Source organism: Pseudoclavibacter endophyticus, assembly GCF_008831085.1.
Lineage (GTDB): Bacteria > Actinomycetota > Actinomycetes > Actinomycetales > Microbacteriaceae > Pseudoclavibacter > Pseudoclavibacter endophyticus.
Window position 1 is genome coordinate 147,741 of record NZ_WBJY01000002.1, and the last position, 11,904, is coordinate 159,644.

11 protein-coding genes are annotated in these 11,904 nt (G+C 68.5%); 8 read left to right on the plus strand and 3 right to left on the minus strand.

What is annotated here, in order from left to right:
- Window positions 1-128: 128 nt before the first annotated feature.
- The 5 genes from F8O04_RS10385 (at window position 129) to F8O04_RS10405 (ending at window position 5,802) form a co-directional block, all read left to right on the plus strand.
- Window positions 129-1,400: an aspartate kinase gene (locus tag F8O04_RS10385; RefSeq protein ID WP_158029315.1), complete on the plus strand. Its 1,272-nt coding sequence runs from the start codon at window positions 129-131 to the stop codon at window positions 1,398-1,400.
- A gap of 20 nt (window positions 1,401-1,420) precedes the next feature.
- Complete coding sequence (locus F8O04_RS10390; RefSeq protein ID WP_158029316.1) at window positions 1,421-2,344, plus strand: alpha/beta fold hydrolase; 924 nt, start codon at window positions 1,421-1,423, stop codon at window positions 2,342-2,344.
- A gap of 187 nt (window positions 2,345-2,531) precedes the next feature.
- Window positions 2,532-3,599: an aspartate-semialdehyde dehydrogenase gene (locus F8O04_RS10395; RefSeq protein ID WP_158029317.1), complete on the plus strand. Its 1,068-nt coding sequence runs from the start codon at window positions 2,532-2,534 to the stop codon at window positions 3,597-3,599.
- A gap of 36 nt (window positions 3,600-3,635) precedes the next feature.
- Entirely contained in the window at window positions 3,636-5,138 is a 1,503-nt protein-coding gene (locus F8O04_RS10400; protein ID WP_158029318.1) for a malate:quinone oxidoreductase, read from the plus strand.
- 43 nt (window positions 5,139-5,181) lie between these two features.
- On the plus strand, window positions 5,182-5,802 hold the full coding sequence (locus F8O04_RS10405) for a thymidine kinase (protein ID WP_158029319.1): 621 nt from the start codon (window positions 5,182-5,184) through the stop codon (window positions 5,800-5,802).
- Window positions 5,803-5,832: 30 nt separating this feature from the next.
- Here F8O04_RS10405 and F8O04_RS10410 read toward each other — a convergent pair whose 3' ends face one another.
- From F8O04_RS10410 to F8O04_RS10420, 3 genes are all read right to left on the minus strand, one after another.
- The gene (locus F8O04_RS10410) at window positions 5,833-6,231 is read right to left on the minus strand and encodes an MmcQ/YjbR family DNA-binding protein (RefSeq protein ID WP_225735007.1); all 399 of its coding nucleotides are present in this window, start codon (window positions 6,229-6,231) and stop codon (window positions 5,833-5,835) included.
- A 157-nt stretch (window positions 6,232-6,388) separates the two neighbouring features.
- A complete protein-coding gene (locus F8O04_RS10415) occupies window positions 6,389-7,240 on the minus strand; it encodes an ABC transporter permease (protein ID WP_158029320.1) in 852 nt (283 codons plus the stop codon).
- Window positions 7,237-8,157 (minus strand): ATP-binding cassette domain-containing protein, encoded by a 921-nt coding sequence (locus tag F8O04_RS10420; RefSeq protein WP_158029321.1) that lies wholly within the window; start codon window positions 8,155-8,157, stop codon window positions 7,237-7,239. Before F8O04_RS10420 ends, F8O04_RS10415 begins: the two co-directional genes overlap by 4 nt.
- Window positions 8,158-8,256: 99 nt before the next feature.
- Here F8O04_RS10420 and F8O04_RS10425 point away from each other — a divergent pair, with 99 nt between their 5' ends.
- The 3 genes from F8O04_RS10425 to F8O04_RS10435 all read left to right on the plus strand — a co-directional run bounded on the left by F8O04_RS10425 (window position 8,257) and on the right by F8O04_RS10435 (window position 11,881).
- Window positions 8,257-9,207, plus strand: coding sequence for a TetR/AcrR family transcriptional regulator (locus F8O04_RS10425; protein ID WP_158029322.1), 951 nt, complete (start codon window positions 8,257-8,259; stop codon window positions 9,205-9,207).
- Window positions 9,208-9,257: 50 nt separating this feature from the next.
- A complete protein-coding gene (locus F8O04_RS10430) occupies window positions 9,258-10,424 on the plus strand; it encodes a helix-turn-helix domain-containing protein (RefSeq protein ID WP_158029323.1) in 1,167 nt (388 codons plus the stop codon).
- Window positions 10,425-10,546: 122 nt separating this feature from the next.
- The gene (locus F8O04_RS10435; RefSeq protein ID WP_158029324.1) at window positions 10,547-11,881 is read left to right on the plus strand and encodes an MFS transporter; all 1,335 of its coding nucleotides are present in this window, start codon (window positions 10,547-10,549) and stop codon (window positions 11,879-11,881) included.
- Window positions 11,882-11,904 lie beyond the last annotated feature (23 nt).

The following is an 11,904-nucleotide window of genomic DNA, read 5'->3' on the forward strand; positions in this document are numbered from 1 at the left end:
CTCCGGCCGACCCTGCCTGACTCGCTACCACACCCCTCGATTCGCGGCAATGCCCGGCGGCACTAGACTTGCTCTCCGTGCCCACCCCCGACGGGCGCGCCGCGACAACCCCTGGGAGAGCCGAACACGTGAGTCTTATCGTCCAGAAGTACGGCGGTTCGTCGGTCGCCGACGCCGAAAGCATCAAGCGCGTCGCGAAGCGAATCATCGACACGAAGCGGGGCGGCAACGAGGTCGTCGTGGCCGTCTCCGCGATGGGCGACACGACCGACGACCTCATCGATCTGGCTCACGAGGTCGCCCCTATGCCCGACCCGCGCGAGTTCGACATGCTCGTCACCACGGGCGAGCGCGTCTCGATGGCGCTGCTCGCCATGGCGATCAAGGGCCTGGGCTACGACGCGCGCAGCTACACCGGCAGCCAGGCCGGCATGATCACCGACTCCAAGCACGGCGACGCACGCATCGTCGACGTGACGCCCGTGCGCGTTCGTGAGGCCCTCGATGACGGGGCGATCGCCATCGTCGCCGGATTCCAGGGATTCAACCGCGACTCACGAGACATCACGACGCTCGGTCGCGGCGGATCCGACACGACTGCCGTCGCACTCGCGGCCGCGCTGGATGCCGATGTCTGCGAGATCTACTCCGACGTCGACGGCGTGTTCACCGCCGACCCGCGCATCGTGCCGAAGGCGCGCAAACTCGATCACATCACGAGCGAGGAGATGCTCGAGCTCGCCGCGAACGGCGCCAAGGTGCTGCACATCCGCGCGGTCGAGTACGCGCGCCGCCAGGGCGTCACGCTGCACGTGCGTTCGTCGTTCTCGACGAACCCGGGCACCGTCGTCTACAACCCCGACCGCGAAGAGGAGTTCACCGTGGAAGAACCGATGATCGCGGGCGTCGCCCACGACCTTAGCCAGGCCAAGATCACGATCGTCGGTGTGCCGGACGTGCCCGGCAAGGCCGCCGAGATCTTCTCGCTCGTGGCCGACCAGGGCGCCAACGTCGACATGATCGTGCAGAACGTGTCGAGCGCCACCTCCGGCACGACCGACATCTCGTTCACGTTGCCGCAACAGGTATCGGCGCGGGTCGCGCAGGCGCTCGAGACGCACCGGGACGAGATCGGCTACGCGTCGCTCGCGCACGACGACCAGATCGGCAAAGTCTCGCTGGTCGGCTCGGGCATGCGCACCAACATCGGGGTCTCCGCCCGGTTGTTCGAGGCGCTCCGAGACGCCGGTATCAACATGGACATGATCTCGACGAGCGAGATCCGCATCTCGATCGTGGTGCGGGCCGACCTCGTGGCCGAGGTCGCGAACGCGATCCACACGGCGTTCGAGCTGGACGGCGAAGACGAGGCCGTCGTGTACGCCGGCACCGGCCGGTAGTCTCGCGATCGGCCGTCGCGGTGCTGCAGTCCTCGCGCTTCGTCACGCTCGACGCCGGCCGCCGCCTTCGCGTCTTCGACGCGGGGCCCTACCATTCCGGGCGATCGAGCGGGGGCTCACCACTCGTCGTGCTCGAGTCGGGGCTCGGCGCGGGCGGGCGTTCGTGGGCGAGCGTCTTTCACCGGCTCGCGCCGGGCGCTCGCGTTCTCGCCTACGACCGCGCCGGCTACGGCGCGAGCGACCCGGTGCCGAGCAGTTCCCGGGCGGCCACGCCCCGCGGCCTCGAACAGTTGCGCGACGACCTGCTCGCCGTCATTCGCGACGCCGTGCTCGGTGACGACGCGGCCACCGGTACGGGCCCCATCATCCTCGTCGGTCATAGCTGGGGCGGGGTCATCGTGCGCGCCGTTGCGGCCGCCCGGATCGCGGCGGGCGAGCGCGTCGACGGCCTCGTGCTCGTCGACCCGAGCGACGAGCACGCCGAGTTCTATTTCGCGGCCGGGGCACGCCGAATAGACCTGTTGCAGGCGCGCCTGATGGCGCCTCTCGCCCGTGCCGGTCTGCTGCGACCGCTCGTCGCCGGGTCGCTCCTCAGGCTTCCCCGCAAGCTGCGCCGGGAGACCGCCGCCGACTCCGCGACGCTCGCCGCCGCCCGCGCGATCAGTGCCGAGACCTCGGCGTTTCTCGGCGATCTCAAGGCACTGCGCACGTCGCCCCTCGAGCTCGGGAACGTGCCCGTGCGCATCGTGTCGGGCATACGCGCCGATTACGGCGTCGCATCGATACGAGCGCAACTGCGCGAGGCGCACCGCAGGTCGGCGGCCGCGTTCCTCGACGGCGAGCTCATCGACGCCCCCGCGTCGGCGCACGGTGTCCCGTTCACGGACGCCCAACTCGTTGCCGACACGATCATGCGACTCGCGCGAGCGTCGCGGGAGCGATAAGGGCCGCCACCCGCACGGGCCGTGTGAGCGTCGCCGAGAGCGAACGCGGCCGCCCGGTCTCGCGGCCCGCGGGCCCGGGGGCTACCCTGGAGAACCCGGACTTTTCACGCGCCCGCAACGGGGCGCATTCACGCGCGGCCTCGCGGTCATCGCCCCGAACGCCAGCGCGAGCAATCGAGGGAGCGCCATGAGCACCAAGCAGTTCAACGTCGCCGTCGTCGGCGCCACCGGCCAGGTCGGTGCCGTCATGCGGCGTCTGCTCGAGGAGCGCGAATTCCCGATCGCGGGCATCCGCTTCTTCGCGTCCGCCCGCTCGGCGGGAACGACGCTGCCGTTCAAGGGTCGAGACATCACGGTCGAAGACCTCGAGACCGCCGACCTCGACGGCATCGAGATCGCCCTCTTCTCGGCGGGCGGCGCGACCTCGCGCGCGCAGGCCGAGCGGTTCGCCGCGGCCGGGGCCATCGTCATCGACAACTCGAGCGCGTGGCGCAAGGATCCCGAGGTTCCGCTCGTGGTCGCAGAAGTCAATCCGGATGCGCTCGACAACCGTCCGAAGGGCATCATCGCCAACCCGAACTGCACCACGATGGCCGCCATGCCGGTGCTCAAGGCGCTGCACGACGCGGCCGGCCTCGAGCGACTCGTCGTCGCGACCTACCAGGCGGTTTCGGGTTCGGGCCTTGCCGGCGCGCGAGAGCTCGCCGGACAGGCCACGGCCGCGGTCTCGGGCGATGACGACCTTCTCGGACTCGTACACGACGGACACGCGGTCGACATGCCCGCCCCCGAGACCTACGTCAAGCCCATCGCGTTCAACGTCGTGCCGCTTGCCGGTTCGATCGTCGACGACGGGAGCGACGAGACCGACGAGGAGCAGAAGCTCCGCAACGAGTCGCGCAAGATCCTGGGCCTTCCCGACCTGCCTGTCGCCGGTACCTGCGTGCGCGTGCCGGTCTTCACGGGCCACTCGCTCGCAATCCACGCCGAGTTCGCGAGTGACATCACGCCCGCGCAGGCGCGCGAGCTGCTGGCGAACGCGCCGGGAGTCGCGCTCGCCGATGTGCCGACCCCCCTGGACGCCGCGGGGCAGGATCCGACCTACGTCGGTCGCATCCGCCAGGACCAGTCGGTGCCCGGCAAGCGCGGGCTCGTGCTGTTCGTCTCGAATGACAACCTGCGCAAGGGCGCCGCGCTCAACACCGTGCAGCTGGCCGAGGCGCTCGCGAAGCGTCTCGTCGTCGAACCCGCCTGAGCGCGACCCCGCGAGGGGGCGGCATAGGATGGCCGGGTGACGGAAACGCAGAAGATCTACGACGTGGTCCTCATCGGCGGCGGCATCATGAGCGCCACACTCGGCACACTGATCTCGAAGCTCGAACCGAGCTGGTCGATCAAGCTCATCGAGCGTCTGGACGACGTCGCCCTGGAGAGTTCGAACCCGTGGAACAACGCGGGCACCGGTCATGCGGCGCTGTGCGAGCTCAACTACACGCCCGAGACGAACGCCGTCATCGACACGACGAAGGCGCTCGCCATCAACGAGCAGTACACCGTCTCCCGCCAGTTCTGGGCATCGCTCGTCGAGTCGGGCGAGCTGCCCGATCCGAGCGCCTTCATCAACGACGTGCCGCACATGACCTTCGTGCGCGGCGAGGCGAACGTCGACTATCTGCGCCGTCGCTACGAGCTCCTCAGGGCCGAGCCGCTGTTCGCCACCATGGAGTACACGGAAGATCCCGCCGTCATCTTCGAGTGGGCCCCCGCGCTGATGGTCGGGCGTGACAAGACCGAGAAGGTGGCCGCGACCCGCGTCGCATCGGGCACCGACGTCGACTTCGGCTCGCTGACCCGTCAACTCGTGCAGGGCCTCATCGACAATGGCGCCGTCGTCCGCCTCGGCACCGAGGTCGCGGGCCTTCGCCAGCAGCGCGATGGCGTGTGGCAGGTCGCGACGCGCGTCGCCTCGGGCCCGGAGCAGGGCCGTAAGAACGTCACTCGCGCGCGGTTCGTCTTCGTCGGCGCCGGCGGCGGCGCCCTGCCCTTGCTGCAGAAGGCGCGCATCCCCGAGATCCGCGGGTACGGCGGCTTCCCCATCTCTGGCCAGTTCTACCGCACCGACAACCCCGACGTCGTCGCCAAGCATCACGCAAAGGTGTACGGCAAGGCGTTGGTGGGTGCGCCGCCGATGTCGGTTCCCCATCTCGACACTCGCATCGTCGACGGGAAGCCCGCCCTCATGTTCGGGCCATACGCGGGTTTCAGCCCGAAGTACCTCAAGACCGGCAGCTTCCTCGACCTCTTCCGCTCATTGCGACTCCACAACATCGTGCCGATGCTCGCGGTCGCGAAAGACAACTTCGACCTCGTCTCGTATCTCGTCGGCCAACTGCTCGCGACGCCCAAGAAGAAGTTCACGGAGCTGCAGTCGTTCTTCCCCGAAGCAGATCCGGCCGACTGGCGGCTCATCACGGCCGGGCAGCGCGTGCAAGTTATGAAGCGCGACCCGAAGAAGGGCGGAGTGCTCCAGATGGGCACCGAGGTCGTCGCGAAGGCCGACGGCACCATCGCGGGCCTGCTCGGCGCCTCCCCGGGAGCCTCTGTCGCCGTGCCCGTCATGGTCGACCTGCTCAAGAAGTGCTTCCCCGCGCGGGTCGACGAGTGGACGCCACGCCTGACGGAACTCGTGCCCACCTACGGCACGAGGGTCAACGACTCGCAGGAGAAGGCCGACGAGGTGCTCGCCAAGACGGGTGCCGCGCTGCGCCTCGGCAAAGCGCAGCGGCACCAGTAGTCGCGACCACCGAAGCACGCAGCACCGACCGGACACGAGGAACATGGCCAAGCTGTACTTTCGCTACGGTGCCATGAACTCGGGAAAGTCGACGGCGCTGCTGCAGGCCGCGTTCAACTACGAGGAGCGCGGGCATCGCGTCGTGCTCGCGAAGCCGAGCGTCGACGCGAAGGCCGACAGTCACATCGCCTCGCGGCTCGGCATGGTGAGGCAGGTCGACCTCCTGCTCGGCGCCCACGAGAGCCCGCGCCAACGCCTGGCCGAACTCGCGGCATCCGGCCCCCGAATCTCGTGCCTGCTGTTCGACGAGGCGCAGTTCTGCACGCCGTGGCAGATCGACGAACTGCTGCGCATCACGGTGTTGGATGAGACGCCAGTGATCGCGTACGGCATCAGGACCGACTTCCAGACCGTCGCGTTTCCCGGCAGTCAGCGGCTGCTCGAGGTCGCGCACACCATCGAGGAGCTTAAGACGATCTGCCGGTGCGGCCGCAAGGCGATCTTCAACGGCCGCATCGTCGGCGGGGCGTTCGTGTTCGACGGCGGCCAGATCGCGATCGACCAGGGCGACGTGACCTACGAGGCGCTGTGCGGCTCGTGCTACCTCACGGCCTCCGGCGGGCGCCTGGCGAACGCGGCGCCGGCACCGGGATCGCCTCGGTGACCTCGGAGGGAAGTCGTCCGGCCGCGACGGTCAGGCGGGGTGATGCTCGTCGAGCTCGCGCACATACCTCGCCGGCGCCGTGAGTCGATACGACGTCTCGACGAGCTCGGACGCGAGGCGCCAGTCGGTATCGTCGTCGAGGTCAAGGCCGATCCAGCCGCTCGGGCCCACGTAACCGGGGACGAAGAAGCGGTCGTCATCGAGCCACGCCGGCAGCTCGGACGGATCAGCCTTCACGAGAAGCGCCGTCGGATGCTGCACCCATCCGCCATCGCCCTTGACTGAGCCGCCGTAGATCGCGAATCCCGACTTCGTGAAGAACCACGGTCGACCGTGCGAGATGCGCTCGCTCGCTCCGGGGAGCGCGAGCGAGATCTCGCGCACCCGGGCGAGCAGCTGGTCGTCGTCGTCGAACATGATCTCGTGCATGCGGCCAGTATCCCCCCAGCGCCTGGCGAGCGCGGCGCCCATCGAGTCCGCGCTGCCCGGGTGAGGGATGAGGGCGCCGAGTAGGCGGGCTGAGCGTGCTGGTAGTCGTTCTGGTCCCTCCGCGCCGTCACGTGACGGCGGGCTCCTGCGCCACCGCCTATCGGCGTCCGGCTTTCCTGGCGAAGAGCCAGGCGCCCCATGCCGCCGCGACGGCGAGGATCCCTATGCACCACAGCACGGCCCAGAGCGGATGCCAGCCGGCGTCGCCCGCGAACAGCAGGGCGCGCACCGCCTCGATCACCGGCGTCAGCGGCTGGACCTCGGCGACAACGCGAAGCCACTGCGGCATCGTCTCGAGCGGCACGAAGCCGCTCGAGACGTAGGGCAGGAACAGCAGGATGAACCCGTAGCCGCTCGCGGCCTCGGCCGACCCGGCTGCGAGGCCGATGGCCGCGAACAAGTACGTGATCGCGAGGATCCAGAGAGTGATCAGCGCAAACGCACCGAGCCAGCCGAGCACGCCGGCCTCGGGGCGGAAACCGATCAGCAGCGCGACGACCACGACGACTGCCGTCGCGAGCAGGTTGCGCGCCAGGCTCGCGACCACGTGCCCCGTCAGAACGGCGCCGGCGCGCAGCGGCATGGTCCGGAACCGATCGATGATGCCGAGCTTCATGTCGTTGGCGACGAACGTCGCCGTCGTCGCCGCGCCGAACCCGGCACAGGTGAGGATGGTGCCGGGTACAACGTAGTTCACGTACTCGCCCGTGGGGTCGATGGCGCCACCGAAGACGAACGTGAACATGAGCATGAGCATCACGGGCAGGGCGATCGACATGAGCAGCGACTCGGCATCGCGCGCGCTGTGGCGCAGGCTGCGACCGATGAAAATCGCCTCCGCGGTGAGGCCGCGCGGGGCACGCGCGGGCGGACCTGCGGGCGCACGGGTGGCGGCGGTGACGGGAGTACGCGGATCGCGACTGACGTGGGGATGTGCGTTGGTGGTCATGCCGCCTCCGTTTCGGTCAAGCGTGCGTCGTGCCGCGCACGAGGGGCGTGGTCCGCGTCCTGCTCTGTGAGTGCGAGGAAGACGTCGTCGAGCGTCGGTCGCGTGAGTGTGACGGTGCCCTCGAGGCCCTCGGCGTCGAACGCATCGATCGCCCGGCGGACACCGCGTACCGTGCCGTCGGTGGAGATCTGCCGCACTGGCGTGCCGTCGGGCGCGCGCAACTCGACGGTGTCGCCGCCGATTCGCGCCTTGAGCTCGTCGGCGGTTCCGAGCGCGGCGACGCGCCCGCCGAAGAGCACGGCGATGCGGTCGGCGAGCTGGTCGGCCTCCTCGAGGTACTGGGTCGTGAGGAACACCGTTGTGCCCTGCTTCGGGAGCGACTCGATGACGCCCCACAGCTCGCGTCGACTGCGCGTGTCGAGACCCGTCGTGGGCTCGTCGAGGAAGAGCACCTGCGGCTCGGCGACAAAGCTGAGCGCGAGATCGAGACGTCGGCGCATGCCGCCCGAGTAGGTGGCGACGCGGCGCCGCGCCGCGGCGGTGAGGCGGAACCGTTCCAGCAGCTCGTCGGCGCGTGCGCCGGCGCTTCGCCGACGAAGGGCCGACAGGCGGCCGAACATCACGAGGTTCTCGCGCGCGGTCAGGGCCTCGTCGACCGCGGCGGCCTGCCCGGTCAGTGCGATCCGTCGTCTGACGTCGCCCGGCGAGCGCACCACGTCGAAGCCGGCGACCGAGGCGGTGCCCGAGTCAGGCCGCACCAGCGTCGTGAGCACGTTGATCGTCGTCGTCTTTCCTGCGCCGTTCGGGCCGAGCAGCGCGAAGATCTCGCCGGGCTCAACCCGCAGATCGAGCCCGTCGAGCACCGTGTTCGTTCCGAACCGCTTGCGCAGCCCGCGCACGTCGATCGCGTGAGTCATGCATCCATTCCCTTCTCCCAATGCCCCACGGTGTATGGGGGACACTGTTTATGACGGTAACACACGGTTTACGGCATAGACAGAGCTATGATGGGATGCATGCCTGATGACCGCGACGTACCCGCCGAGTTCGACCTGCCGCGCGGCATCGCGCTCGCCTGGGGCGTCGCGGCCTCGCCGCAGCGCGGGCCTAAGCGCGAGATGAGCGTCGAGCGCATCGTCGACGCGGCGGTCGAGCTCGCCGACGCGGAGGGACTCGGCGCCGTGTCGATGGCGGCGGTCGCGAAGCGCCTCGGGTTCACGCCCATGTCGCTCTACCGCTACGTGAGCGCGAAGGACGACCTGCTGCTGCTCATGATGGAGGAGGGGACGGGGGTTCCATCGCACGCCTGGCGGGAGGCGGACGGGTGGCGCGAGAGGCTGCTCATGCTGTATCGGGAGTTGGTCGCGGTCTACGCGCGGCATCCCTGGTTGCTGCAGATTCCCGTAACCGGCTCGCCCGCCACGCCCAACAACTCGGAGTGGGTCGAGGCGGGCCTGACGGCCCTCGACGAGACGCCGCTGCTCGCCGAGGAGAAGCTCGCGGTGTGGCTTATCGTGACGGGCCTGTCGCGGTGGAACGGGATCGTGCTCACCGGGTACGGCGATGCGGCGCGACGCTCGGGCCGTACCGCCGCGGAGGTCGCCGCCGATGAGCAGGCGCTGTATGAGGCTCTCGTGACCCCCGAGGCCTACCCGCGCCTGCACGCCGCCGCGGAGGCGGGGGTGTTCGCGTCGCCCTACGACCCGTTCGTGTTCGGCATCGAGCGTGCCCTCGACGGCGTCGAGGCGTACATGGCGTCGCTTGACCGAGGCGAGCCGCACCGACTCGCCGACGAGGTCGAGGTGCTGGAGGACGCTGACGTCGCCGACGACAAGAAGTACCGGCAGGCGACGAAGGCGGCCGCGGATGCCGAGAAAGCCGTGCTACAGGCAGAGAAGGTCCTGCGTCAGGCGCGCAAGGCCCAGGCGCAGGCGCTCAAGGAGGCTCGCGCTCGCAAACGCGACTGAGCAGTCGGGTCCGCACGAACACGGTTGACATGCACGAGTAGGGAGACGAGATGGTGGACCGCACGCGCTGGCAGGAACTGCTGGGGCGCGTGCGGCGGGACGTCCCCCGGATGCTCGATGAGTTCCTCGCCGAGCTCGCGGAGCACGATGGCTACGCCGATGCGCAGTTTCCGCGGGACGATCTTGAGCGCACCGCCGTGCAGGCGTTCGAGTTGTTGCTTACTCGTCTCGAGAACGACGACGGCAACGAGGCAGCGCTGGCCTTCGCGACGCAATTGGGTCAGCGGCGTGCGCGTCAGGGGCTCCGCATCGACCAGTTCACCGACGCCGTTCGCATCAATTTCCGATTGCTCTGGCGAGCGCTGCATCGTGCCGCGCAGCCCGACCTCGTCGAAGAGCTCATGGCGAACGGCGAGCAGGTGCTCACCGTGGTTGAGCGGTACGCAACGGATGTGCAAAAGGCGTTCTCCGACGAGACCCAACGGATGGCCGATCTCCATCGCACGGCGCAGGAACGCTCGCTGGCGCGGCTGTTCTCGGGGCCCGCGGCCGATGCCGACGCCCGGCAGATCGCCGAGACGCTGAGCCTCACGGTGAACGACACGTACGAGATGTTTGCCCTTCCATCGGAATCGTGGCGAGCGGAGCAGGCGACGCAGCTCGGTGAGGGGCGGATGCTCGCGTACGACGACGGCGAAGTCACCTTCCTGATTCGCGCTAGGGGGCCAGTCGACTGGCGGGTCTCCGTGCCCCACATCGATGGCGCATATCTCGCGCGGATTCCGGGGATCGGGCATCTTCACGCGGCATCGGTGCTCGCCAAACGGCTCGTGGGCGTGTACCCGAGCTCAGGCACGGGCGCGTTCACGCTCAAGGACGGCTTTCATCTCCTCGCGGGCGAGACAGTGCGGTCCCAGGTCGCGGGATTCGAGCACGAGCTCATCGGGCGGTTCCACGAGTCGGATTCCGATGAACGCGCACGGTTCCAAGCGACCCTGCGCGAATTCGTCCGAACCGGCTCGGTGCAGGAGACCGCCGACCGGCTTTTCGTGCACCGCAATACGGTGTTCAAGCGCATCCGAGCGTTCGAATCGATAACTGACCTCGACCTGATGGTGCCGAGGGATGCGGCAATCGCGCTCTTCCTCGTGCAAGGGGCAGGATCCGGTGTTGAAATCAACACCGACGGGACGAATCCGGCGACGTCGCGCCACTGACGGCGCGTGACGGCGGACGTAGTGTCGGTCGCGTTGCTCAAAGCACCGGAGCTTCGCTGGCTGGTCCGATCGACGTTGAACTCGGGCTCGGTCGCGCAACACCGCCACGATCGGAAACGCAGATGTCTCACTCCCAGAATGATCCTCGAGTCCCCACCGAAACACCGACCGTCAGCGGAGCCGACGCCGGCAGAATCGCTCGCGCGGCATTCGTCGGTACGGCGCTCGAGTGGTACGACTACTTTCTCTTCGGAACTGCCGCGGCGCTCGTCTTCAACCGGCTCTTCTTCACGGAACTCGACGAGACGGCAGCCCTACTCGCCGCCTTCGCCACGTTCGGCGTCGGCTTTTTCGCCCGTCCGATTGGGGCGATGGTCTTCGGGTACATCGGGGACCGTGTGGGGCGTCGCCCCGCACTGATCGCCACGATTGTGATGATCGGCGTCGCGACGGGCCTCATCGGCCTCTTGCCCGACTTCGGCAACATCGGCCTCCTGGCCCCAGTGCTGCTCGCCATCCTCCGTCTCGTGCAGGGGCTCGCCGTCGGCGGCGAATGGGGCGGCGCGGTCACCATCGCCGTCGAGCATGCGCCGGTCGAGAAGCGCGGCCGCTATGCCGCGCTCGTGCAGATCGGCTCACCAGTCGGCACGCTGCTGTCCTCGGGCGCATTCGCCGTCGTGCTGCTGTTGCCGGCCGATGCGTTCGACTCCTGGGGCTGGCGGCTTCCCTTCCTGTTCGCCTTCCCGCTGCTGCTCATCGCCCTGTACATCCGGATGAAGGTCGAGGAGTCGCCGATCTTCCGGAATCTGGTCAATGAGGAGGAAACCGTCAAGGTGCCTTCCCTCGACGTCTTCCGCACGGCGTGGCGGCGTCTCATCGTGGCCGTGCTCGGCGCGCTGCTGGGAGTCGGCGGCTTCTACATGATCACGACGTTCGTGGTCTCTTACGGTGCGAATACGCTCGGTGTCGACCGGCAGATCATGGTCAACGCGACGTTGATCGCCGCGGTCGCGCAGATTTTCGTCACCGTCATCGCGGGGCGCATGTCTGAGCGCTTCGGCCCCGGGCGCATGACCATGTGGGGCGGCATTTTGACGGCCGTCGCCGCCTTCCCGCTGTTCCTGCTGATCGATACGCGGTCGCCGTTGGTCATCACGGTCGCGATCACCCTCGGCATCGTGCTCATCACCATCGCGTATGCCGTGTCCGGCGCCCTCCTCTCTGATCTGTTCCCACCAAAGCTGCGCTATTCGGGCGTCGCGCTCGGTTACAACATTGCCGGCGCCATCAGCGGTGCACTGCCGTTCGTCGCCACGGCGATGCTGACGGTCTCGAACGACGCCTCGTGGGGCGCGGCCCTCATCCTCGTCATCATCGCGATACTCACGGCACTCGGTGGCTTCATCGGCGAGCGTCTCCGCGTCGCCGACAAGCGCATCGTCGTCGACGACAAGTAAGCGCCTTCGACCCTTCACTCCGA